This window comes from Streptomyces platensis (assembly GCF_008704855.1).
Taxonomy (GTDB): Bacteria; Actinomycetota; Actinomycetes; order Streptomycetales; family Streptomycetaceae; genus Streptomyces; species Streptomyces platensis.
On sequence record NZ_CP023691.1, the window covers coordinates 1805370 to 1829122 of the forward strand.

Here is a 23753-nt window from a genome sequence, read left to right on the forward strand (position 1 = left end):
GGACCCGCAGGCCGGGGCCTGCGGGTCCGTCATCACGTCGTCAGGCTGAAGGTCAGGCAGCCTTCGGGGCGTTGACGTCGCTCGGAAGCGCCTTCTGCGAGGCCTCGACGAGCGCGGCGAACGCGCTGGCGTCGTTGACCGCGAGGTCGGCCAGGATCTTGCGGTCCACCTCGATGTTGGCGGCCTTCAGACCCTGGATGAAGCGGTTGTAGGTCATGCCGTTGGCGCGGGCAGCGGCGTTGATGCGCTGGATCCACAGCTGACGGAAGTCGCCCTTGCGCTTCTTGCGGTCGTTGTAGTTGTAGACGAGGGAGTGGGTGACCTGCTCCTTCGCCTTGCGGTACAGGCGGGAGCGCTGGCCACGGTAGCCGCTGGCCTGCTCGAGGATCGCCCGGCGCTTCTTGTGGGCGTTGACTGCCCGCTTGACGCGTGCCACTAGTTAACTCCTTGTAGCGGGGCCGTGGTTGTCGTCACAACGGCCCGAATCGATTGGGTCCCGGTCCGAGTCGCGCGCCCCCGGTCAATGGGGCGCGTCGGCTCACTTGCCGAGAAGCTTCTTGATCTTCGCGGCGTCGCCCGGGGCCATCTCGGCGTTGCCGGAAAGGCGACGCGTCACGCGGGACGACTTGTGCTCGAGCAGGTGGCGCTTGCCGGCGCGCTCACGCAGCACCTTGCCGGAACCGGTGACCTTGAAGCGCTTGCTGGCACCGCTGTGCGTCTTGTTCTTCGGCATGCGCCGTTCTCTCCTCGTCATTGGCGCTCCCGCAGGCACGAACCGGCGAGCGGGAGCGTCATGTATATCGATTGATGTCCGGGGCGGGGCACCCCGGCGCGAACCGGGGCCGACGCCTCGGGGTCACGCCCCGGTGGGCTCCTCGGCGGGCGCCTCGGCGGGCTCCTCGGAAGCTCCACCCTGGCGCTCTGCCTTGCGGGCGGCCTGCGCCTCACGGGCCTCGGCCATCGCCTCGGTCTTCTTCTTGTGCGGACCGAGGACCATGATCATGTTTCGGCCGTCCTGCTTCGGATTCGACTCGATGAAGCCGAGGTCCTCCACGTCGGACGCGAGTCGCTGCAACAGCCGGAAGCCCAGCTCGGGGCGGGACTGCTCGCGACCACGGAACATGATCGTGATCTTGACCTTGTCACCCTGCTTGAGGAACCGGACGACGTGACCCTTCTTGGTGTCATAGTCGTGCGGGTCGATCTTCGGCCGGAGCTTCATCTCCTTGATGACCGTGTGCGCCTGGTTCTTGCGCGCCTCACGGGCCTTCATGGCCGACTCGTACTTGAACTTGCCGTAGTCCATGAGCTTGCAGACCGGCGGACGGGCGTTCGCCGCCACCTCGACCAGGTCGAGGTCGTACTCCTGCGCAAGCTCCAGGGCCTTAGCAAGCGGCACAATGCCGACCTGCTCGCCACTGGGACCGACGAGTCGCACCTCGGGGACGCGAATCCGGTCGTTGATGCGGGGCTCGGCGCTGATGGATCCTCCTCGGTAGCACCACGCGACGGCCTGGCGGACTGCCGCGTAACGTCTTTTCGGTGTGACCAACCGCGCCGGTACATGAAAAACGCCCCGGACGGGACACAGGCGGGGCTCCACGTGGATCTGGAGCACCGCCGCGAAGTCTCCGCGGGGCGCAGCCGGACCGTTGACCCGCCAACCGTGAGGTCGGCCGGGTGGGAGATCGGAGCCTCCACTTGTGGGCCGGTCACATGCGTGTCCGGCCGGTCGGAACACCAGAATACACGAGTCAAGGGGTGGCACCCACTTCTGTGCCGGCGCGGACCTGCCCCTGGACCGGGAGGGCGCTCCCGGACGCGGGGTCCGGGGGCGCTGCCCATAGGCTGGAGGCGTCCCCTCAGCAGGAAGAAGCCCGAAGACATGAGTGACCAGACCCCGCAGCAGCCCGACGCAGCGCACGCGGCGAATCCCGACTTCGACGCCATGACCCGTGACATCGCGGAGGTGCCGGCGGTCGAGGTGATCACCACGGTCGCGGTGCATCTGATGAGTTCGGCGGCGGTCAACCTCGGGCTCGCCGAGGAGGGCGCGGCGCACAAGGACCTCGACGAGGCGCGCAAGCTCATCCAGGCACTGGCCGGGCTGGTCACCGCCAGCGCCACCGAGATCGGCTCGTACCACGCGGCGCCGCTGCGCGACGGTCTGAAGTCGCTCCAGCTGGCGTTCCGCGAGGCGTCGGTCGTGCCGGACGAGCCGGGCCAGGGCCCCGGGGAGAAGTACACCGGCCCCGTTTACGGCTGAGCCGGGCGGCGCAGCGCCGCACACACTGCGCACACGACGGGCCCCGGCCGGGATGCGGCCGGGGCCCGTCGTGTGTGCGGTGTGGTCTCTGTGCCTCAGAGCCCGTCGTCGGGGCCCTCGGCGGGCTCGTAGGGCATCGGCTCGTCGGCGACGAGGACCGGCTCGTGCGGCGGATGGGTGATCTGGTGGACCACCGCCGCGATGGCGGCGCCGATCAGGGGCGCGACGATGAACAGCCACAGCTGGGTGATGGCCGCGCCGCCCGCGAACAGCGCCGGGCCGATGGAGCGCGCCGGGTTCACGCCGGTGCCGTCGAGCGGGACCCCGATGAGGTGGACGGCGGCCAGGGCCAGACCGATGGCCATGCCGTTGAAGCCGATCACGGCCACCTTGTGGGTCACCGACAGCCAGACGTAGACCAGCAGGAAGGTCATCAGTATCTCGGCGACGAAGGCGCCGCCGAGGTTGAGGTGCACCGCCGAGCGGTCGCCCCAGCCGTTCGTGCCGAAGGACGCATGGGTCTGGAGGCCCGGGATCTGCTTGGCGACCAGGAAGAGCAGGGCCGCGCCGGCGATGGCGCCGACCACCTGGGCGATCCAGTACTCGGTGGCCGTCCGCAGGGTGATCCGGCGGGCCAGCAGCATGCCCAGGGTCACCGCGGGGTTGAAATGGCAGCCCGAGATCGGGCCGAGGGCGTAGGCCAGCGCGACCATGGTGAAGCCGAAGGCCAGGGCGATGCCGAAGGTGCCGATGTACTCGCCCGCCAGCACTGCCGAGCCGACGGCGAAGAACACCAGGAGCAGGGTGCCGAGGAACTCGGATACGACCGTGCGGGTCAGTACCGACGAGATCTCCGTTTTCTCCATGGGGGCTCTCCTCGCGTGGATCTTGAGCTCTCCTCGCATTGTGCGGCCCTGGAGACGAACCCGCCCGTTGACGGCCGGGGGCCCGGCCGTCGGCACCGGGCCCCGGCCGTGGGGTGTCAGCGCCGGTAGAACGGCTCCCCGGCCGTCGCGCCGCCGGGCGGCAGAAGGGCCAGGTCCAGGCCCCGGACGAGCCGGGCGCGCAGTGCCTCGTCGGTGGCCAGGGCCTGCGCCAGCCGCTGGGCGACCTCCGCGGCCGGGGCGTCGGGCGCCAGGCCGAGGGCGAGGGTGGCGTCGGTCTCGGCGGACGGCGCCAGGTGGGCGACGAGCACACCGGGCTCGGCGTCGAGGAGGGTGCGCAGGGCGTCGGTGACGGCCGGGTCCGCGAGCGGGTCGGCGCTGGTGCGGCCCTCGGCGAGGGCGCGCAGGGCGGGGCCGGTGAGCTGGTAGGTGACCGGTCCTGCCAGGTCGACGACCACGGTGTCGGCCTGCTCGTGGGAGGCGGCGAGCAGCGCCTGCGGCAGTGGGACCGCGACCGGGCGGGCGTCGGGGCGCCAGCGCTGGAGGGTCTCCATGGAGGTGAAGGCGGGGAGGGCGCGGCGGCCGTCCGGGGCCTGGAGGGTGGGGACGGCCATATCGCTGGTCTTCTCCCGGCGCAGGCCGTCGGGTCCGGTCTCGACCTCGCCGAGGACGGCCACCACGGGCACCAGGACGCGTGCGCCGGCCAGCGCCGACAGCAGCTCGGGCTCGGCGCTCCGGTCCCGGTCGTAGGCCGCCAGGGCCGCGGTCAGGGCCGGGTCCGCTGAGCCGTCGTCGTCGCCGAAACCGGGGTCGGGAATGTTCTTCTGCACGCGCCCGAGCGTATCGGGTGGGGTGCCGGCGTCAGCGGGTGCGGGGGCGGCGGTGGGCGGCGTACGGGTCAGTGGTCGCGGGAGCGGCTGCGCCAGAGGACGGCGGCGGCCGCGAGGAGGGCCACGCCCACGGCGCCGGCGGTCCAGGGGAGCCAGGAGGTGCCGGTGTCCGCGGCGTCGTCCGCGGTGGGGCCGGGGCCGAAGTAGCGGTCGGCGTAGGCGGCGGGGGACGGCTTCTGCGCGGTGGGCCGGAGATCCGCCGCCGCCTGGAGTGCGGCGGCGGGGTCGATCAGGCCCGCGCCGTAGTCGTCGTCGCGGCCGCCCTCGGGGCTGTCCTGCGCGGTGGAGGTGAGCAGCCGGCGGATCTGGGCGGGGCTCAGGTCGGGGTGCGCGGAGCGGATCAGGGCGATGGCGCCGGAGACGAAGGCGGCGGCGGGGCTGGTGCCCCAGCCGGAGAGATAGTCGTCCTCGGGGTCGGCCATGATGATGTCGTAGCCGGGGGCGCTGACCGTGGCGTACCAGTGGCGGGTGGAGAACCGGGCGCGGCTCCCCAGGTGGGTGACGGCGGTGGCCGTGATGACGCCCGGATAGGCGGCCGGGTAGGAGACGCGGTTGCCCTTCTCGCCGCCGTTGCCCGCGGAGGCGACGACGGGGATGCCCTTGCCGAGGGCGTACTGGATGGCGGCGTCCTCGCGGGGCTCGGGGTGTGCGGATTCACTGTCGTCGCCCAGCGACATATTGATCACGTCGGCGCCGTGGTCGGCGGCCCAGCGGATGCCGTCGGCGAGCGCGCCCGCCTTCTCCGTGCGGGCCCGCCCGCGCTGCGGGTCGTCGTCCTCCAGGATCACCCGGACCGGCAGGATCCGGGCGGCCGGGGCGAGGCCCAGCACACCGTCCTCGCGGCCCGCACCATGACCGTGACCAGCGATGATGCTGGCCATTCCGGTGCCGTGCCGGGCCCAGGCGGCGTCCCCGGGGCCGGCCCCGAAGCCCACCAGGTCCCGTTCGGGCTCCACCTGTCCTTCCAGGTCGGAGTGGTTGGCGTCCACACCGGTGTCCAGGACCGCGACGGTGACGCCCTCGCCCTTGGTGGTGCGCCAGGCCTGCTGGGCGTGGACGGCCTGGAGGGCCCACTCCTGGGCGCGCAGGGCATCGGCCCGGGCGGGGACGGCGGGCAGTACGGCGAGCGCCACGGAGGCCAGCGCGAGGGCGGTGCCGCGCAGCACGGTGTGCGTCATGACGAGGCCTCCGTCGTCTGCGTGGGGCTGCCGGCCGCCTTGCGGAAGTCCGTTCCGATGCGGTCCGCCAGGCCCTTCGCGTCGTGGCCCAGGCCGGATTCGGCCGGGGCGGTGGTGACGCCGGGCCGGACCGCGGCCTCGGCGGGCTGCGGGTCGGTGACGGTGCGGCCGTCGGCGAAGCCGGAGACGGCGTAGACCACGACCGGGATGTCGGTGAGGATCCGGACGGTCCAACTGGCCCGCTGGGCGGGCCCGAAGCCCTCGGCCGGGGTGCCCTTCGCGGCGTACGGGAGCGGCAGCAGGTCGGTGCGGGTGCCCAGACTCCTGGTGCTGAAGCGGGTGTTGAGGGCCATCATCCCGGGCTGGTCGGCCTTGGTGATCTGCGCTCCGACCGTGATGACGCTGCTGCGGGTGGCATCGGCGTAGGTGGCGCGCAGCAGCCGGGTGCAGCCGGTCCGGGCGAGCGCGGCGGCGAGCTTCGGGTCGTAGGCGTGGCCGCAGCCGCCGTCCGGGGCGACGGCGATCCGGGTCCAGGTCCGGTCGGCGCCGCCGGGTCCGACGCCCAGGCCGTTGACGGTGCGCGGGAAGAGCCGGTCGACGGGGGTGTTGTGCCAGACGTCGCGGCCCTTGGCGAAGACGGCCTCGGCGGTGGGCGGGGCGGCGTCGGCCTCGTCGGTGAGCCAACTCCCGGCCGCGGCGCCGCCGATGAGGCCGATACCGAGGACGAGGCAGGCTGCGGCGCCGAGCAGCCGGGGGCCGGGGCGGCGGACGGACCCGGGCCGTCGCGGAGCGCCGGGGGTGGGCACAACTCCCGTGTTCGGGGCAGCGGTTGGCGGCCAGGGCAGGTGCGGCGGGCGCTCGGCCGCGGGCCGGGGCGGCTCGCTGCCGGGGGCCGCCGAGGGGCCGGCGGCCGGGTGGCGGGGGGCCGGCGGGGCGCCCGGTCCTCGGTCTGCGGCGGGTTCCCGGGTGTCGCTCCACAGCCTCTGACTGTTGGCCAGGTGGAAGGCGGCGGTGTCGCGGAAGGCGTGGGGGCGGCCGGCGGGCGGCGGCGGGGTGGGGGCGGACGTTGCGGCGGGGGCCGGGGTGCCGGGGGCACGGTCCGGGCGGGGTGGCGGCTGCGCACCGGCGGGCGGCGGGACGGTGGGGCGGGGCGGGACAGGGTGCGCCCCGGGTGCCGGTGCCGACGGCTCGGCCGGCACCCGGCGCAGCACGGTCGTCCGCGGGTCCCCCTCGGGCTCCGGCATCCCGGCCGGGGCGGGCTGCCGGGGCGGCTGCGGGGGTATCGGTGGAATGTGCCGGGCATCGGCGAATTCGGCGTCGGTGCTCACCCGCGCTCCCCCTTGCACCGCTGACCTCCGGGCCCGATCCGCAATCGGGGCACGGTGGTTCGTATCCGGACAACACGCCGCTGACCTGCTGGTTGCGGTGTCGAGCCACTGTAAGGGCTGGCGCCGTCGGTGCTCCAACCCCTGTCCGCTCTGTCGCAATCTCTCCCCTACCCAGTGGTAGCGGGGTCTGGCAGGCTGCGGCCATGTCCCCGTACACATCCGGCGCGGATGCCGACAAAGCCGCCTACGACCGGGCCACCGCCGCCCTCGACGCGCCGCTGGCCGTCGTCGACCTGCGGGCCTTCGACGCCAACGCCGCCGATCTGGTGCGCCGCTCGAAGGGCAAGCCGATCCGGGTGGCGAGCAAGTCCGTGCGCTGCCGGGCGCTGCTGGAACGGGTACTGGCGCGGGACGGCTTCGCGGGGATCATGAGCTTCACGCTCGCCGAGTCGCTGTGGCTGGCGCGCTCGGGCTTCCGGGACGTCCTGCTGGCCTATCCGTCGGCGGACCGGGTGGGCTTCGCCGAGCTGACCGCCGATCCCGGGCTCGCGGCCGCGGTGACGGTGATGGTCGACGACCCGGTGCAGCTGGATCTGATCGACGCCGCCCGGCCGTCCGGCGGGCCGGGCGAGGAGGTGCGGGTGTGCCTGGAACTGGACACGTCCTTCCAGCTGCTGGGCGGGAAGGTGCGCGTCGGCGCCCGCCGCTCTCCCCTGCGGACGCCCGCGCAACTGGCCGCGCTGGCCCGGTCGGTGGTGCGCCGTCCCGGGTTCCGGCTGGTGGGGCTGATGGCGTACGAGGGGCATGTGGCGGGGGTCGGTGACGAGGTCGCCGGCAAGCCGGTGTTCTCGCGGACGATCCGGGTGATGCAGGCGGCGGCGCGCAAGGAGCTGGCGCAGCGGCGCTGGGCGGCCGTCCGGGCGGTGCGGGAGGTGGCGCCCCGGCTGGAGTTCGTCAACGGCGGCGGGACCGGCAGTGTGCAGCACACCGCGGCGGAGGCGGCGGTCACCGAGATCGCGGCCGGGTCGGGGCTGTATGTGCCGCGGCTGTTCGACAACTTCCGTTCGTTCAGCGGGCGTCCGGCGGCGCTGTTCGCCCAGCCGGTGGTGCGCCGGCCGGGCCCCGGGGTGGTGACGGTGCTGGGCGGCGGCTATCCGGCGTCGGGCGTGGCGGGCCCGGACCGGCTGCCGGTGCCGCATCTGCCCGCCGGGCTGCGCTACGACCCGCAGGAAGGCCCCGGCGAGGTGCAGACCCCGCTGCTGGGGCCGGCCGCGGACCGGCTGCGGATCGGCGACAAGGTGTGGTTCCGGCATGCGAAGGCCGGTGAGCTGTGTGAGCGGTTCGCCGAGCTGCATCTGATCGACGGGGACCGGGTGGTGGACACGGTCCCGACGTACCGGGGAGAGGGGCACGCCTTCCTGTGAAGGCGCGCCCCCGTCCCGTTGCTGCCGTCAGCCGTGGACGCGGTCCTGCTGGTCGGGCACGATGCTGCCGTCCGCACGGCGGACCGGTCCGAGGGAGCCGTCCGGCCGGGTGTAGCCCGTGGTCGCGCACGGGTACGGGTCGGCCTGGCGCTTCTTCGGCTCGATGAACATCGGGTTGACCAGCCAGCGGTGGTCGGCGTTGTCGTACGCCCGGCACATCAGCTCGGTCTTGTTGCGGTTGATGGCGAGGTGTCCGGCGGTGGCGTCATCGACGAAGGTCACGTCCGTCTCGGCGTCGCCCGCGGCGAAGGCGGGGCGGTGCGCCCGGTCCTGCTGCTGCCAGGCCTTGGCGCCCTTGACGTGGAAGATCTCCTGGTTGATCCAGCAGCGCTTGCCGTCCATGTACGTCAGGACCTCGCCGTTGGTGTCCTTGACGTCGCCGCAGCCCTGGACGCCGGTGGTGAGCTTGCCGTCGCGGACGAGGTTGCGGATACCGATGGTGTGGTCGCGGTCGATGCCCACACCGGGCGCCCAGGCGCGGACCAGCGGCTCGGCCGACGCGGAGACGATGTAGACGTCGAAGCCGGCCTTCTTGAGGGTGCCGATGAGGTCGCGCTGCTGGTCGTAGTAGCGGACGTAGCCCGCCATCGTGTGGGTGCCGACCTTCTGCTCCGTGCCGATCGGCGCGGCGAGGTTCTCGGCGCGGGCGGCGCGGGCGTACGCGGTCAGCCGCGCGGGGCTGTGACCGGCGAAGAGCTGGGTGATCCAGACGTACTCCGGGACGGTGCGGCGGGCGTTCCACTCACCCTCGAACGCCTTCTTGCCGGTGGAGGTCTTGGCGTCCTGGTAGATGTCGAGGATCTCGTCGGTGCAGCCGGTGTCCGTCGACGTCGGCAGCGGCCGGCCGGCCGGTACGGAGGTGCCGCAGGCCTTGGTCAGCGCACGGGCGGCGTCATCCGTCATCCACTTGTTGGTGGCCTTCCAGCTCGCCGGGCGCAGCACCTTGTCGTTGCGCAGCATCCAGGCCAGCGTGGCGTCGGAGATGTCGTTCTTGACGACGGTGTTGTCCCAGTCGAAGGTCGCGACCGGCTTCGCGCCTCCGGAGCCGGAGCAGCTGCCCTGCTCATCGATCATCTTCTGGAGCTTGGCACGGTTGTCGCCGTACCAGCCCTTGGTCACGTGGAGGGTGGGGCAGTGACGGGGGGCCGGGCCCGCCGTGGCCGTTTGCGCGACGGCGACGCCGCCACCCAACACTGCGAGGGCAGCACCCGCTGCCGTCCAACGACGCTTGGTGAGCATGGAACGCACTCCTGTCGAACGAAGAACCGAAGGCGGACGGTAGCGCATGGCGGCCGGGCGTCGTACGACGTCCGGCCGCCATGGCGCTTACGCGCAGGTGAACAGCGCGCGGTTAGACCGGAGTCACGTACGCGCCCGCGATACCGCCGTCGACCAGGAACTCGGCGGCGTTGACGAACGAGGAGTCGTCGCTGGCGAGGAAGGCGACCGCGGAGGCGATCTCCTCCGGCTCGGCGAACCGGCCGACCGGGACGTGCACCAGACGGCGCGCGGCGCGCTCGGGGTCCTTGGCGAACAGCTCCTTGAGCAGCGGGGTGTTGACCGGCCCCGGGCACAGGGCGTTGACCCGGATGCCCTCGCGGGCGAACTGCACGCCCAGTTCGCGGGACATGGACAGCACGCCGCCCTTGGAGGCGGTGTAGCTGATCTGGGAGGTGGCGGCGCCCATGACGGCCACGAAGGACGCGGTGTTGATGATGGAGCCGCGGCCCTGGCGCTGCATGTAGGGCAGTGCGTGCTTGCAGCAGAGGTAGACCGAGGTGAGGTTGACCTCCTGGACGCGCTTCCAGGCGTCCAGGCCGGTGGTGAGGATCGAGTCGTCGTCGGGCGGGGAGATCCCGGCGTTGTTGAAGGCGATGTCGACCGAGCCGTAGGTGTCGAAGGCGGTCTTGTACAGCGCCTCGACCTGGTCGGAGTCGGTCACATCGACCTGGACGTAGAGGCCGCCGACCTCGGCGGCCGCGGCCTTGCCCGCCGTCTCGTCGATGTCGGCACAGACGACGTTGGCACCTTCGGAGGCCAGTCGGCGGGCGGTGGCCAGGCCGATGCCGCTGCCGGCACCGGTGATCACGGCGGTACGGCCGACGAGGCGGCGGCACACTGCGGTCTGCTCGGTCACTTGGTCTCCTCGGTGCTGATGAAGATGTTCTTGGTCTCGGTGAAGGCGGTCAGTGCATCGGGGCCCAGCTCACGGCCGAGACCGGACTGCTTGAACCCGCCGAAGGGGGTCCAATAGCGCACGGCGCTGTGGGAGTTGACGGAGAGGTTGCCGGCCGCGACGCCGCGCGAGACCCGCAGGGCGCGGCCGACGTCACGGGTCCAGAGCGAGCCGGCCAGCCCGTAGTCACCGGCGTTGGCGAGCCGGACGGCGTGGGCCTCGTCGTCGAAGGGGAGGACGACCGCGACCGGGCCGAAGATCTCCTCGACGGCCGTACGGTCCTCGGGGCGGCCCTCCAGGACGGTGGCCGGGTACCAGAAGCCCTTGCCGGCGGGTGCCTCGCCGCGGATGGCGGCCGGGGCGTCCTCGGGGACGAAGGACCGCACCCGCTCGCGCTGGGCGGCGGAGATCAGCGGGCCCATCTGGGTGGCGGGGTCGGCCGGGTCGCCGACGGTGAACGCCTTGACCGCGGGCTCCAGCAGCTCCATGAAGCGGTCGTAGACGGAGCGCTGGACGAGGATGCGGCTGCGGGCGCAGCAGTCCTGGCCGGTGTTGTCGAGGAAGGAGCCAGGGGCGGCGGCCGCGGCGGCCTCGATGTCGGCGTCTGCGAAGACGATGTTGGGGCTCTTGCCGCCGAGTTCGAGGGTGAGCCGCTTGGTCTGGGTGGCGCAGCGGGCGGCGATCTGCCGGCCGGTGGCGGTGGAGCCGGTGAAGACGACCTTGGCGACGCCGGGGTGGTCGACCAGCGCGGTGCCGGTGACCGGCCCCTCGCCGGGCAGGACCTGGAAGAGGCCCTCGGGCAGGCCTGCCTCCAGGGCGAGTTCGGCGAGCTCGATCGCGGTGAGCGGGGTGGTCTCGGCGGGCTTGAGGAGGACCGCGTTGCCGGCCGCGAGCGCGGGGGCGGTGCCCCAGGCGGCGATCGGCATCGGGAAGTTCCAGGGGGCGATGACGGCGACGACGCCGAGCGGCTCCTGGACGGTGATGTTGAGTCCGCCGGCGACCGGGATCTGGGTGCCGGTCAGCCGCTCCACTCCCCCTGCGGCGTAGTGCAGCAGATCGCGGACGTTGCCCGCTTCCCACCGGGCGTTGCCCAGCGGGTGGCCCGCCTCCTTGAGTTCGAGGGCGGCAAGCGGCTCGATGTGCGCGTCGACGACCTCGGCGAAGCGGCGCAGGATGCGGGCCCGGTCGCCGGGTGCCACCGCGGCCCAGGATTCCTGGGCGGCCGCGGCCCGGCGGACCGCCGCGTCGACCTCTTCGGGAGAGGTGGTGGGGACGGTGGCCACCACCTCCTCGGTCGCCGGGTTGAGAATCTTCAGCTCGTGCAACACGTGCGGTTCCTTACATGCGCTCGAAGGAGCGGAAGCGCTCCCAGTCCGTGACGGCGGCGTCGTAGGCGTCCTGCTCGACGCGGGCCATGTGGCGGTAGTGGTCGACGACCTCGTCGCCGAACGCCGCCCGGGCGATCGGGCTCCGCTCCCACAGCTCGGCGGCCTCGCGCAGCGTCGTGGGGACATGGGCGGCGTCGCCGGTGTAGGCGTTGCCGGTGGTCGCCTCGGGGAGCTCCAGCTCGTGCTCTATGCCGTACAGACCCGCCGCGACCATGCCGGCGACCGCCAGGTAGGGGTTCACATCGCCGCCGGGCAGCCGGTTCTCCAGGCGGTGGGCGCGGCCGTGGCCGACCACCCGCAGGGCGCAGGTGCGGTTGTCGGGGCCCCAGGCGACGGCGGTGGGCGCGAAGGAGCCGGGGCGGAAGCGCTTGTAGGAGTTGATGTTGGGCGCGTAGAGGAGCGTGAAGTCACGCATCGCGGCGACCTGGCCCGCCAGGAAGTGCTGCATGGTCTTCGACATGCCGTACGGGCCGTCGTCGTCGGCCAGCACCGGCCGCCCGTCCTCGTCCTGGAGCGAGAGGTGGATATGACAGGAGTTGCCCTCGCGCTCGTCGTACTTCGCCATGAAGGTGAGCGACATGCCCTCCTGGGCGGCGATCTCCTTGGCGCCGGTCTTGTAGATCGCGTGCTGGTCGCAGGTGGTGAGCGCCTCGTCGTAGACGAACACGATCTCGTGCTGGCCGAGGTTGCACTCGCCCTTGGCGGACTCGACGGTCATGCCGGCCGCGCCCATCTCGTTGCGGATGCGGCGCAGCACGGGTTCGACGCGGCCGGTGCCGAGGACGGAGTAGTCGCCGTTCCACTGGTTCGCGGGGTTCATCTCGCGGTAGCCGCGGGACCAGGCGTCCTCGTAGGAGTCCTTGAAGAGCATGAACTCCAGCTCGGTGCCGGCGTACGCGCTCCAGCCGCGCTCGGCGAGCCGGTCGAGCTGGCGGCGCAGGATCTGCCGGGGCGAGGCGACGACCGGCGAGCCGTCGTGCCAGGCGAGGTCGGCGGTGATCAGGGCGGTGCCGGCGTTCCAGGGGGTGCGGCGCAGGGTGCCGGGGTCGCCGTGCATGGCGAAGTCGCCGTAGCCACGCTCCCAGGAGGACATGGCGTAGCCCTCGACGGTGTTGAGGTCGACATCGACGGCGAGGAGGTAGTTGCAGCCCTCCGTACCGTGGTCGAGGACGGTGTCCAGGAAATATCGGGCGGCGAACCGCTTGCCCTGGAGCCTGCCTTGCATATCGGTGAAGGCGAGGACGACAGTGTCGATCTCCCCGGCGTCGACGAGGACTCTGAGCTCCTCGACGGAGAGTGGGGGCGTGCGGTCTGCCACGGTATTGCCTCCTGTCACTGCATCCGGAGGTCATAAGGTAGGCACACGAACCATTGATTGGGAAGGGGTATCGATGGAGAGTGCGGCTGATCGGCTGGCACCGGTGCTGCGGCCGGTGCGCGCGGGCAACGGTTTCGAGGAAGCCCTGGAGCAGATACTCCAGATCGTCCGGCTCGGCCTGGTGCCCCAGGGCGAACGGCTGCCCGCGGAACGGGAGTTGGCCGAACGGCTCCAGATCAGCCGGGTCACCCTGCGCGAGGTACTGAAGGTACTCCAGGACGAGGGCCTGGTGGAGAGCCGGCGCGGGCGCTACGGCGGCACGTTCGTCCGGGTGCGCACGGAGAACCACGGCGAGGCCGAGCTGCGGCGCCGGATCGAGAAGGTCGACGTCGAGGACACCCTGCGCTTCCGGGAGGTGCTGGAGGTGGGCGCGGCCGGACTGTGCGCCGCCCACGGACTGTCCGACGCACAGAGCGACCGGCTGCGCACGGCGCTCGCGGCCACCCAGGACGCCCCGCTCGCCGATTACCGCAGGCGGGACACCCTGCTGCATCTGACGCTCGCGGAGCTGTCCGGCTCACCGTCGCTGGCGGCGCAGTACGCGGCGGTCCGGGCCCGGGTGAACGATCTCCTGGACTGCATTCCGCTGCTCGTCCGGAATCTGGAGCACTCCCAGACCCAGCACACCGCACTGGTCGAGGCGGTGCTGGAGGGCGATGCGGACGGGGCGCGCGAGGTGATGCGGGAGCACTGCTGCGGCACCGCGGCGCTGCTGCGGGGCTTCCTGACCGCCCCGCCACCCTGAGCACCCGCACGGGGACGGTGCGCGCGCGTTCACCATTCTTTTACGTACAGGTCTTGCGCTGCGCCGACCCGCCAGCAAAGGTATGCGGCTAAACCTTTGCTCGTTATCCCCTCGGCGAGGCAGGAGCGGCTCATGGCCGACAACACGGAAACGCAGACCGCACCGCCCGCTGGGTCCGCGGGCGGCGCATCCCCCGACGAGACCTATCTGGAGCGGCGGACACTGCGCCGCGGCAGCGCGGGACCGCTGCTGCTGACCGGCCTGGGCGTCGCCTATGTCGTCTCCGGCGACTTCTCGGGATGGAACAACGGTCTGGCGCAGGGCGGCTTCGGCGGCCTGGCGATCGCCGCCGTCCTGATGGGCCTGATGTACACCTGTCTGGTCTTCGCGCTGGCGGAGCTGGCCTCGATCCTGCCGACCGCGGGCGGCGGCTACGGCTTCGCCCGGCGCGCCCTGGGCACCTGGGGCGGCTTTCTGACCGGCACCGCGATCCTGATCGAATATGTGCTGGCGCCCGCCGCGATCTCCATCTTCATCGGTGACTACGTCGAATCACTCGGCCTGTTCGGGCTGCACTCCAGCTGGCCGGTCTATCTCGCCTGCTTTGCGATCTTCATCGGGATCCATCTGTGGGGCGTGGGCGAGGCACTGCGCTTCAGCCTGATCGTCACCGCCATCGCGGTCGCCGCGGTCGTCGTCTTCGCGATCGCCGCACTGACCGACTTCCATGTCGACTCGCTCAACGACATCCCCGTCAAGGCCGGCGCCTTCGGGGCCAACTCCTGGCTGCCGTTCGGCATCCTGGGGATCTGGGCGGCCTTCCCGTTCGGTATGTGGTTCTTCCTGGGCGTCGAGGGCGTCCCGCTGGCGGCCGAGGAGACCAAGGACCCGGCCCGCTCCCTGCCCAAGGCGATGGCCGCCGCCATGGGCATCCTGCTGGTGCTCGCACTGATCACCTTTGTCGCCGCGACCGGCGCACGCGGCTCGGCGGCGATCCAGTCGGTGGGCGATCCGCTGGTCCAGGCGCTCCAGCCGCACGGCGAGCCCACCACCGTCAGCCGGATCGTCAACTACGCGGGGCTCGCGGGCCTGGTGGCCTCCTTCTTCTCCCTGATCTTCGCCGGTTCCCGCCAGCTCTTCGCGCTCTCCCGGGCCGGCTATCTGCCCCGCTTCCTCTCCCTGACCAGCCGCCGCAAGGCCCCCTACCTGGGCCTGCTGGTGCCCGGCGCACTGGGCTTCGCGCTCGCCGCGGCCACCGGCGACGGCGCCCGGATGCTCAATGTCGCGGTCTTCGGCGCCACCATCTCCTATGCGCTGATGGCGCTCTCGCACATCGTGCTGCGCCGCCGTGAGCCCGGACTGCCCCGCCCCTACCGCACCCCCGGCGGCATGCTGACCTCGTCCATCGCGTTCGTCCTGGCCTGCTCCGCGCTGGTGGCGACGTTCCTGGTGGACAAGGAAGCCGCCTTCATCGCCCTCGGTGTCTACGTCGTGGCGCTCGCCTACTTCGCCTTCTACTCCCGGCACCGGCTGGTGGCCGCGGCACCCGAGGAGGAGTTCGCGGCGCTGGCCGCGGCGGAGGCGGAGCTCGAACGCACCTGACCGGCACCCTCGGGACACGCCCACACGGCCGGCCGGGACCTCCCGGCCGGCTCCGGCCGTCCCCGCACCGCACCCACCCCACGTACGCACGGAGGACCCCACCCCATGTCCCAGCCCCTCATCGGCATCAGCACGTACCAGGAAGAGGCCCGGTGGGGGGTGTGGTCGCTGCCCGCCGCGCTGGTGCCCGCCGGGTACCCGAAGCTGGTGCAGCGCTCGGGCGGGCTGGCCGCGCTGCTGCCGCCGGGCGATCCGGCCACCGCCGCCGCGGCCGTCGCCCGCCTGGACGGTCTGGTGATCGCCGGCGGCGCGGATGTCCAGCCGGCGCGCTACGGCGCCGAGCCGCACCCCAGGACCGGCCCGCCCGCCCTGGACCGGGACGCCTGGGAACTGGCCCTGATCGAGGCCGCGTTGGCGGGCGGCGTCCCGCTGCTGGGCATCTGCCGCGGACTCCAGCTGCTGAACGTGGCGCTGGGCGGCTCCCTGATCCAGCACCTCGACGGGCACGCCGGAGCACCCGGGGTCTTCGAGCAGCACGAGATCAAGCCGGTCCCCGGGACGCTGCTGGGCCGTACGCTCCCCGAGCCGGTCGCCGTGCCGACGTACCACCACCAGGCCGTGGACCGGATCGGCCGCGGGCTGCTGGCCTCGGCGTACGCGGAGGACGGCACCATCGAGGCGCTGGAACTCCCGGGCGCCTACGGCTTCGCGCTGGCGGTGCAGTGGCACCCGGAGGCCGGGGAGGACACCCGGGTGATGGACGCGCTGGTCGCGGCGGCACGCGGGGCGTCCCCGGCGGAGTGAGACCGCTCGAACCGGCCCCGGCCTCAGGGCGCGCCGCGCGTCAGCCCGAGCAGGTCGCGGGCCGGTCCCGCCGGCCGCTGACCGGTGGGCCACACGGCGCGCAACTCCCGGCCGAGACGCAGGCCGCGCACCGGAATCTCCACCAGCCGGCGCGCGGTCAGCTCCTCACCGACGGCGAGTTCGCTGAGCACGGACGGCGCCGCCTCGCTCACCACCGCCGCCTTCACGGCCGTGGTGGAGGCGAGTTCCAGGAGCGGTTCGGCCAGGCCGCCGTGCCGGGCGAGCGCCGCGTCCAGCACCTGGCGGGTCCCGGATCCCCGCTCACGCAGGATCAGCGGGGTGGCGGCCAGTTCGGCGGCGGTCAGCTCCGTACGGCGCCGGGTCCAGGGGTGGGAAGGGGCGGCGACCACGATCAGCCGGTCCTGTCCGATGACCGTCCCGTCCAGCCCCGCCGGCACCTCCAGCCCCTCGACGAAACCGAGGTCCGCCGCGCCTCCCAGCAACCGCTCGGCGACCGCACTGGAGTTGCCCGCGAGCAGGGAGACGGCAGTGCCGGGCCGCTGGGCGCGCAGCGCGATCAGCCAGCCCGGCAGCAGATACTCGGCGATCGTCATGCTGGCGGCGACCCGCAACCGGGAATCGCGCCGCCCGCGCAGCGCCTGCGCGCCCGCGTCGAACGCCTCGGCCGCCTCCACCACCCGCCGCGCCCAGTCCGTCACCAGCGCTCCGGCATCGGTCAGCCGGGAGCCGCGCGGCGAGCGCTCCACCAGCGCCACCCCCAACTGCCGCTCCATCGACCGGATACGGCTGCTGGCGGCGGGCTGGCTGATACCCCGCGCGCGGGCGGCCCGCCCCAGACTGCCGAGCCGGGCGACGGCGAGCAGCAGCTCCAACGCGCCGAGATCCGGGACCCGGTGCGCCAGCGATACGGCGACCGACTCGTCCTCAGCACCCATAAATCCCCCTGCACATAACCCCAGCTTATGCCCTCATAGACACGGAGTCCCTGGTGGCGGCCGTCCGGGGCGGCGACGCTGCTCTCATGGCAACCCTCGCGCAAGCACCTTCCCGCACCGACACCTCAGCCCCTGACACCCCCCGCACCCCGGCCCCGGCGTCGGTCCGTCATCTCGGGCCGAACTGGTACGCCACCGTCATGGGCACCGCGATCGTCGCCAACGCCGGTGCGGTGCTGCCGTTCACCGGGCCCGGTGCGCGCACCGCCTACCAGGCGGTCTGGGCGCTGTCCGTGCTGATGCTGCTGACGCTGCTGGCCGCCAGAACCGTGCACTGGGTCCGCCACGGCGACCAGGCGCGCCGCCAGCTGCTGGACCCGGCCGTCGCCCCGTTCTACGGCTGTCTCGCCATGGCCCTGCTCGCGGTCGGCGGCGGCACGCTCGCGGTGGGCCGGGACGTCATCGGCACACCGGCCGCGGTGGCCGCCGACGCCGTGCTGTGGACCGTGGGCACCCTGACCGGACTCGTGGGCGCCGCGGCGATCCCGTATCTGATGGTCACCCGGCACCGGATCGAGCCCGGCAGCGCCTCCCCCGTCTGGCTGCTGCCGCTGGTCGCCCCGATGGTCTCGGCGGCGGTCGGCCCGGCGCTGGTGGCGCAGCTGCCGGCCGGCCAGTGGCAGCGGGCCCTGCTGCTCGGCTGCTACGCCCTGTTCGGCATGTCCCTGCTGGCCACCCTGCTCGTGCTGCCGCTGGTGCTGTCCCGGCTGATCCACCACGGCCCGCTCCCCCTGGCGCTCACCCCCACGCTGTTCCTCGTCCTCGGCCCGCTCGGCCAGTCGACCACCGCCGTGAACAACCTCGCCGACGCCGCACCCGGCGTCGTGGCCCCGGCCACCGCACACGCCATGGGTGCCTTCGCGGTGCTCTACGGCGTCCCGGTGATGGGCTTCGCGCTGCTCTGGCTGCCGCTCGCCACCGCGATGGTGGTCCGCGCCGTCCGCCGCGGCATGGGCTTCTCGATGACCTGGTGGGGCTTCACCTTCCCCCTGGGGACCTGCGTCACGGGCGCGGCGGGCCTGGCCCGGCACACCGGTCTGCACGCCTTCGGCTGGCTCGCCGCGGCGCTGTTCGCTGCCCTCGTGGCGGCGGTCGCGGTGGCCGGCACCCGCACCGCCGTCGGCCTGGCCCGCGGCCGCCTGCTGGCCCCGCCCCGGCCGGTCACGCCGTAGGGGGTGTCCCCCGCGCCCTCACCGGGCCCCGGCCAGCGCCTGTGCCAGCTCGGCCGGGGCCGCCGCCAGCGACGGCCCGTACCAGGTCAGACTGCGGCCGCTGACCAGCGCGGCGGGCAGGCCGGGGAACGCCTCCGGGCCGTCCTCGGCGCTGAAGCGATAGGGCTCGTCGGGCAGCACCACGAGATCGGCGGCCCCGGTGTCGATCTCGTCGAGCGGAATACGGGGGTAGCGCTCGGCGTGGTCCGCGTACAGATTGCGCACGCCCAGACGGGCCAGGACATCGCCGGCGAAGGTGTCCCGGCCCAGCACCATCCACGGCCGGCGCCAGATGGGCACCACCGCTGTCCTTCCCCAAGCTCTCAACTCCGTTCGAGCAGCGGAGACCCCCATCGCCGCCGGGGCCGGCAGGTCGCGCCAGGCGGCCTCGGCGGCGTCCAGCCACTCGGGCCGGGGCAGTCCGCAGCCGGTCACCAGCACCCGCGCCAGTTCGCGCCACGCCTGGTCCAGTGTCCGTACCTCGGTGACCAGGACGGTCAGCCCGGCGGCCCGCAGCGCATCCAGATCCTGCGGACGGTTCTCCTCCTCGTTCGCGATCACCAGCTCCGGCGCCAGTGCCGCGATCCGGCCGATGTCGGGATTCTTGGTGCCGCCGATGCGGGGGACGTCGAGCCCGGCGGGGTGGCTGCACCAGTCGGTGACCCCGACCAGCAGCTCGGGCGCGCTCGCCGCCACCGCCTCGGTGAGGGAGGGCACCAGGGACACCACGCGCCGGGGGGAACGGTGACCGGTCATCCGCTCACGGTACGCGCCCGTCACCACGCGGGCAGCAGGCCGCTGTCACCCCGCGGCCCGGCCCTCAGGAGCGTCCGCCGACCGTGCGCCGCAGCCAGAACGCCGCACCCGCGGCGAGCGCCAGCAGCGCCAGACCGCCCGCGGCCTGGGCGGCGTTCAGCCCCTCGACCCGGGCGTCGCGCACCGTGACGGTCTCGGTGAAGCTCGCCCCGCCCGACGCACAGTGGATGGTCACCGGGTAGCGGCCCGGCGCGGCCCCCTCGGCGACCCGGGCCTGGGCGGCCATCCCGCCCTCCCCCGGCCGCAGCACCACCGGGCCGAACAGCCTCGACGACACCCGCGCGGCACCGTCCTGAGCACACACCCTGCCGTCGCTGATACGCACCCGCTGTCCGGCCACCATCGGATCCGGCTCGACCTGAGCGGCGGCGACGGGCGCGGCGAGCCCCAGGACGGTGAGGCCGAGCAGGACGACGGCGGCGGAAGGTGCGGGCTTCACGGTCATCTCCTTCGCCGGCCGCGACCACGGCGGCCCCTCAGGAAAAACGGGCACACAGCAGAGCGAATCACCTGTCCCACCCCGCCGCGCAGCAAACGCCGCCGGTCGGGTGATCCACCGTTCCCGCGCCGCGCGGCCTCCGCACAGCAACGAGCCCCGCCGCCCGGCAACTGCCGGGGACGGGGCTCGCTGGAGGACAGGGCGGCGCGGACTACGCGCCCGGTCCGCCTACTTCACCGGCGCCATCTTGTCGACGATGCCCGGATGGTCGGCGATCCACTTCTCGACGCCCTTGTTCTCGTTGCCCTTACCGGCGTCCTGGATGTCCTGCTCCAGGCTGCCGAGCTCGTCGGCGCTCATCTTCCAGTTCTTCAGCCAGCCGTGGAACTCCGGGAACTTCTCCGGGAAGCTCTTGTTGCCGAGCGTCTTGATCTGGTTGTTGGCGCCCCAGGTGCCCTTGGGGTCCTTGAGCTTGGTGAGCTTGTACTTGCTGTAGGCCCAGTGCGGCGACCACAGCACCACCGCGACCGGCTCCTTCTTGTGGTACGCCCGGTCCAGCTCCGTCAGCATGGCGCTGGTGCCGGCCGAGGTGACCTCGAAGTCCTGAAGGCCGTACGCGGGAGCGACGGTGTCCTTGAGGCGCTTCATCTCGCCGGTGCCCGGCTCAATGCCGATGATCTTGCCCTGGAACTCGTCCTGGTGCTCGCGCAGATCGTCCAGGGTCTTCACACCCTTGACGTACGAAGGCACCGCGATCTCCAGCGAGGTCTTGTCGTACCAGGGCCCGACGTCGACCAGATCCTTCTTGTACTTGTCCCAGTACTGCTTCTGCGCGACCGGCAGCCAGCCGTCCGTCTCCACATCGATCTGGCCGGTGGACAGTCCCGTCCACATCGGCCCGACATCGAGGTTCCGGATGTTCGGCCGGTAGCCGCGCTTCTCCAGGACGTTCTTCCACAGGTACGTGGTGGCGATGCCCTCGTCCCACGCGGGGTAGCCGATGTTCGGCGCCTTGCCGGCGTCCTTGCCCTTGGCGTAGGCGGCGTCGGCGGACGGCGCGAGCTTGTCGACCAGGCCGGGGTGCTTCTTCAGCCAGGTACGCACACCGTCCTGCTCATGGCCCTGGCCGGCGTCCTTGATGTCGCTCTCCAGGCTGGTGAGCTGCTTCTCGTCCAGGTGGAACTTCTTCATCCACGAGGCGACCTCGGGCTCGTCCTTGGCGAAGCCCTTACGGCCCAGCAGGTGCAGACCGTCCCCGGAACCGAAGGAGCCCTTGGGGTCCTTGAGCTTGGTGAGCTTGTACTTGTCGTACGCCCAGTGCGGGGACCACAGGGTGACCGCGATCGGCTTCTTGGCGTGCAGCGAGCGGTCCAGCTCGGTGAGCATGGACGCGGTGCTGGACTCCTGGACCTTGTACTCGCCGCCCAGGCCGTAGTCCTTGAGGACCTTCTCCTTGAGGATCTTCATCTCGCCGGCGCCCGGCTCGATGCCGGTGATCTTGCCGCCGAACTGGCCGCCCCTGCCCTTGAGGTCGTCGAGGGTCTTGACGCCCTTCAGGTAGGACGGGACCGCGATCTCCAGGGAGGTCTTGTCGTACCAGGTGCCGAGGTCCTCCAGCTTGTCCTGGTACTTCTTCCAGTACGAGGCGTGGGTGGTCGGCAGCCAGGCGTTGGTCTGCACGTCGATGTCACCACGGGCCTGGCCGGCGAACAGCGGGCCGGCCTCCAGGGCCTCGACCTTGGGCTTGTAGCCGCGCTCCTCCAGGATTTCCTTCCAGAGGTACGTGGTGGCCTTGCCCTCGTCCCAGTTGACGTAGCCGAGGCTGATCGGACGGCCGTTGCCGCCGCCGCCCTGGCCGCCGCCCTTGCCCGTCATGCCCATCCCGCCTGCGAGCAGCGCCAGCACGACGATGCCGACCATGGCCACGGAGGTGGCGGGCCGCCAGTGCAGGAACTTCAGGCCGCCGAGCGCCGCCTGCGCCTTGGCCAGCGCCCGCCGGCCGAGCGGGGAGACCCGCTGGTTGAGAGCGCCGGTCATCCGGTCCAGGTACATGGCCAGAATGACGACCGCGATACCGCCCTCGGCGCCCAGCGCCACATCGACCGAGCTGATCGCGTTGTAGACGGACCCGCCGAGACCGCCGCCGCCGACCATGCCGGCGATGACGACCATGGACAGCGCCAGCATGATGACCTGGTTGATACCGGCCATGATCGTCGGCAGCGCCAGCGGCAGCTGGACGCGGAAGAGCGTGCGCCGCGGGTGGGTGCCGAACGCCTCGGCCGCCTCGACCAGTTCCGCGTCGACCTGCCGGATGCCGAGTTCGGTCATCCGGACCGCGGGCGGCATGGCGAAGACGATGGTGGCGACGATGCCGGGGACGACACCGAGGCCGAAGAAGAGGATGCCGGGGATGAGGTAGACCATCGCCGGCATCGTCTGCATCAGGTCCAGGACCGGACGCAGCACACCGCCGACGACCCGGCTGCGGGCCGCCCAGATACCGAGCGGCACCGCGACCACCACGGTGATCAGGCAGGCCACCAGCACCAGGGACAGCGACTCGATGGTCGGGTTCCACTGTTCGACCGAGTCGATCAGGGCGAAGCCGCCGAAGGTGAGCAGGGCGGCCGGCAGACCGCGCAGCCACCAGGCGAGCACCGCGAGGATGCCGGCCAGCAGCAGCGGTTCGGGCCCGGACAGCACCGTGTGAATCGCGTCGTAGAGGCCGTTCAGCACCTTCGTGATGAGGGTGAAGAACCAGTCGAGGTTGTCGCGCAGCCAGTTGACGGCGCCCTCGGCCCAGCTGCCTATCGGGATCCTAGGCACCGGCGATCACCTTGTCCTCGGGCTCGTGGCCGGCCGGCGCGTCCGCCGCGGTCGTCTTGCCGGGCGGCACGGCCGTGCCGTCGCCGCCCTGGGCCGGAACACCGGCCGTGTCCTGCCGGGCGGGTTCGCCGAGGACGGCGAGCAGCCGCTCGGCCGCCACCGCACCGACCAGGTCCCCGTGCTCATCGGTCACGGCGACCGGAACGGTGCTGGTCGAGCAGGGGGTGAACAGCTCGAAGAGCGGGGTGTCCACCCCGACGGTGGCGGGCGCCGCGGCCCGGAACTCCGCCGCGGTGGTGAGCTTGTGGCCCTCGGGGGTGGTCGCACCGAGCACGGTCCCGACCTCGGCCATGATCGCGCCCGCGGTCAGCACCCGCGTCCGGTCCACGTCCTGGGTGAAGGAGGCGACGTAGTCGTTGGCCGGCGTGACGAGGATGTCCTCGGCGCTGCCGGTCTGCACGATCCGCCCGTCCCGCATCACGGCGATCCGGTCACCGAGGCGCATCGCCTCGTTGAGGTCGTGGGTGATGAAGACGATGGTCTTCTTCAGGGTCTTCTGGAGTTCGAGCAGCTGGTCCTGCATATCGCGGCGGATCAGCGGGTCGAGTGCGCTGAAGGACTCGTCCATCAGCAGCAGATCGGCATCGGTGGCCAGCGCCCTGGCCAGGCCCACCCGCTGCTGCATCCCGCCGGACAGCTCGTCGGGCCAGGACTTCTCCCAGCCCTTGAGCCCGGTGAGTTCCAGTGCCTCGGTGGCGCGCCGGGTGCGCTCGGCGCGGGGGACGCCCTGCACCTCCAGGCCGTAGGCGGCGTTCTCCAGCACACTGCGGTGCGGGAAGAGCGCGAAGTGCTGGAAGACCATGGAGATCTTCTCGGAGCGGACCTTGCGCAGTTCCTTGTCGCTGAGCGAGGTGAGGTCCTGGCCGTCGATCCGGACGGTCCCGGCGGTCGGCTCCAGCAGCCCGTTGAGCATCCGCAACAGGGTGGACTTACCGGACCCGGACAGACCCATGACGACGAAGATCTGGCCCTCGTCGACCTCGATCGACGCGTCGATCACCGCCGCGGTGGTGCCTTCGGCCCGCAGCTCGTCCCGGCTCTCGCCGGCTTCGAGCTTGCGGACCGCGTCCTCGGGTCTTCTGCCGAACACCTTGTACAGGTGCTCGGCTTGCAGCCTGGACACATATGCCTCTCTTGTTGTGTGAAGAACGACCTGCCACCCCCGTAGCCAGGTCGTGGAGCGGCACGGGGTCGGCCCGCGTTTACCGGTCGAATAGTTGAATCCCGACCTGGTTCACTCCGGGTGCGCGCCTGCCCCT

The 23753-nt window shown here is 72.1% G+C and carries 22 protein-coding genes; 6 read left to right on the forward strand and 16 right to left on the reverse strand.

Annotated features, from left to right (window positions below; translation table 11 throughout):
* Positions 1-52: 52 nt before the first annotated feature.
* The 3 genes from rplT to infC all read right to left on the reverse strand — a co-directional run bounded on the left by rplT (position 53) and on the right by infC (position 1552).
* Positions 53-436 carry a 50S ribosomal protein L20 gene (rplT, locus tag CP981_RS07745; RefSeq protein WP_085925915.1) on the reverse strand — a complete coding sequence of 128 codons (384 nt, stop codon included), beginning with the start codon at positions 434-436 and terminating at the stop codon, positions 53-55.
* A 102-nt stretch (positions 437-538) separates the two neighbouring features.
* On the reverse strand, positions 539-733 hold the full coding sequence (gene rpmI / locus CP981_RS07750; protein ID WP_085925914.1) for a 50S ribosomal protein L35: 195 nt from the start codon (positions 731-733) through the stop codon (positions 539-541).
* Positions 734-856: 123 nt separating this feature from the next.
* Positions 857-1552: a translation initiation factor IF-3 gene (infC, locus tag CP981_RS07755; protein WP_085925913.1), complete on the reverse strand. Its 696-nt coding sequence runs from the start codon at positions 1550-1552 to the stop codon at positions 857-859.
* Between the two features lie 333 nt (positions 1553-1885).
* On the opposite strand from infC, the gene CP981_RS07760 reads away from it, so the two are divergent.
* On the forward strand, positions 1886-2266 hold the full coding sequence (locus tag CP981_RS07760) for a DUF1844 domain-containing protein (protein WP_085925912.1): 381 nt from the start codon (positions 1886-1888) through the stop codon (positions 2264-2266).
* Positions 2267-2361: 95 nt separating this feature from the next.
* Here CP981_RS07760 and CP981_RS07765 read toward each other — a convergent pair whose 3' ends face one another.
* From CP981_RS07765 to CP981_RS38510, 4 genes are all read right to left on the reverse strand, one after another.
* On the reverse strand, positions 2362-3132 hold the full coding sequence (locus CP981_RS07765; RefSeq protein WP_085925911.1) for an MIP family channel protein: 771 nt from the start codon (positions 3130-3132) through the stop codon (positions 2362-2364).
* Positions 3133-3248: 116 nt separating this feature from the next.
* Positions 3249-3980: an SseB family protein gene (locus CP981_RS07770; RefSeq protein WP_085925910.1), complete on the reverse strand. Its 732-nt coding sequence runs from the start codon at positions 3978-3980 to the stop codon at positions 3249-3251.
* Positions 3981-4048: 68 nt separating this feature from the next.
* Positions 4049-5218 carry a type VII secretion-associated serine protease mycosin gene (gene mycP / locus CP981_RS07775; RefSeq protein ID WP_085925909.1) on the reverse strand — a complete coding sequence of 390 codons (1170 nt, stop codon included), beginning with the start codon at positions 5216-5218 and terminating at the stop codon, positions 4049-4051.
* Complete coding sequence (locus CP981_RS38510) at positions 5215-6546, reverse strand: hypothetical protein (protein ID WP_244329590.1); 1332 nt, start codon at positions 6544-6546, stop codon at positions 5215-5217. Before CP981_RS38510 ends, mycP begins: the two co-directional genes overlap by 4 nt.
* 203 nt (positions 6547-6749) lie before the next feature.
* Here CP981_RS38510 and CP981_RS07785 point away from each other — a divergent pair, with 203 nt between their 5' ends.
* On the forward strand, positions 6750-7970 hold the full coding sequence (locus CP981_RS07785; RefSeq protein WP_085927792.1) for an amino acid deaminase/aldolase: 1221 nt from the start codon (positions 6750-6752) through the stop codon (positions 7968-7970).
* Positions 7971-7997: 27 nt separating this feature from the next.
* Here CP981_RS07785 and CP981_RS07790 read toward each other — a convergent pair whose 3' ends face one another.
* The 4 genes from CP981_RS07790 to CP981_RS07805 all read right to left on the reverse strand — a co-directional run bounded on the left by CP981_RS07790 (position 7998) and on the right by CP981_RS07805 (position 12912).
* Entirely contained in the window at positions 7998-9269 is a 1272-nt protein-coding gene (locus CP981_RS07790) for an HAD family hydrolase (protein WP_085927791.1), read from the reverse strand.
* A 112-nt stretch (positions 9270-9381) separates the two neighbouring features.
* On the reverse strand, positions 9382-10167 hold the full coding sequence (locus CP981_RS07795) for a 3-oxoacyl-ACP reductase (protein ID WP_085927790.1): 786 nt from the start codon (positions 10165-10167) through the stop codon (positions 9382-9384).
* Positions 10164-11534: an aldehyde dehydrogenase family protein gene (locus CP981_RS07800; RefSeq protein ID WP_085927789.1), complete on the reverse strand. Its 1371-nt coding sequence runs from the start codon at positions 11532-11534 to the stop codon at positions 10164-10166. Before CP981_RS07800 ends, CP981_RS07795 begins: the two co-directional genes overlap by 4 nt.
* A 10-nt stretch (positions 11535-11544) precedes the next feature.
* Positions 11545-12912 (reverse strand): glutamine synthetase family protein, encoded by a 1368-nt coding sequence (locus CP981_RS07805; RefSeq protein WP_085927788.1) that lies wholly within the window; start codon positions 12910-12912, stop codon positions 11545-11547.
* Between the two features lie 73 nt (positions 12913-12985).
* On the opposite strand from CP981_RS07805, the gene CP981_RS07810 reads away from it, so the two are divergent.
* The 3 genes from CP981_RS07810 to CP981_RS07820 all read left to right on the forward strand — a co-directional run bounded on the left by CP981_RS07810 (position 12986) and on the right by CP981_RS07820 (position 16123).
* Positions 12986-13717: a FadR/GntR family transcriptional regulator gene (locus CP981_RS07810; protein ID WP_085927787.1), complete on the forward strand. Its 732-nt coding sequence runs from the start codon at positions 12986-12988 to the stop codon at positions 13715-13717.
* A gap of 132 nt (positions 13718-13849) precedes the next feature.
* The gene (gene eat / locus CP981_RS07815; RefSeq protein WP_085927786.1) at positions 13850-15319 is read left to right on the forward strand and encodes an ethanolamine permease; all 1470 of its coding nucleotides are present in this window, start codon (positions 13850-13852) and stop codon (positions 15317-15319) included.
* A gap of 105 nt (positions 15320-15424) precedes the next feature.
* Positions 15425-16123: a gamma-glutamyl-gamma-aminobutyrate hydrolase family protein gene (locus CP981_RS07820; protein ID WP_085927785.1), complete on the forward strand. Its 699-nt coding sequence runs from the start codon at positions 15425-15427 to the stop codon at positions 16121-16123.
* 23 nt (positions 16124-16146) lie between these two features.
* Here the strand turns inward: CP981_RS07820 and CP981_RS07825 are convergent, their stop codons facing one another.
* On the reverse strand, positions 16147-17079 hold the full coding sequence (locus CP981_RS07825; RefSeq protein WP_208852911.1) for a LysR family transcriptional regulator: 933 nt from the start codon (positions 17077-17079) through the stop codon (positions 16147-16149).
* Between the two features lie 86 nt (positions 17080-17165).
* On the opposite strand from CP981_RS07825, the gene CP981_RS07830 reads away from it, so the two are divergent.
* Positions 17166-18311 (forward strand): TDT family transporter, encoded by a 1146-nt coding sequence (locus CP981_RS07830; RefSeq protein ID WP_085927797.1) that lies wholly within the window; start codon positions 17166-17168, stop codon positions 18309-18311.
* 18 nt (positions 18312-18329) lie between these two features.
* Here the strand turns inward: CP981_RS07830 and CP981_RS07835 are convergent, their stop codons facing one another.
* The 4 genes from CP981_RS07835 to CP981_RS07850 form a co-directional block, all read right to left on the reverse strand.
* The gene (locus CP981_RS07835) at positions 18330-19106 is read right to left on the reverse strand and encodes a helical backbone metal receptor (RefSeq protein WP_085927784.1); all 777 of its coding nucleotides are present in this window, start codon (positions 19104-19106) and stop codon (positions 18330-18332) included.
* 64 nt (positions 19107-19170) lie between these two features.
* On the reverse strand, positions 19171-19611 hold the full coding sequence (locus tag CP981_RS07840) for a hypothetical protein (protein WP_085927783.1): 441 nt from the start codon (positions 19609-19611) through the stop codon (positions 19171-19173).
* 222 nt (positions 19612-19833) lie between these two features.
* On the reverse strand, positions 19834-22434 hold the full coding sequence (locus CP981_RS07845; RefSeq protein WP_085927782.1) for an ABC transporter permease/substrate binding protein: 2601 nt from the start codon (positions 22432-22434) through the stop codon (positions 19834-19836).
* Positions 22427-23617 (reverse strand): quaternary amine ABC transporter ATP-binding protein, encoded by a 1191-nt coding sequence (locus CP981_RS07850; RefSeq protein ID WP_085927781.1) that lies wholly within the window; start codon positions 23615-23617, stop codon positions 22427-22429. Before CP981_RS07850 ends, CP981_RS07845 begins: the two co-directional genes overlap by 8 nt.
* Positions 23618-23753 lie beyond the last annotated feature (136 nt).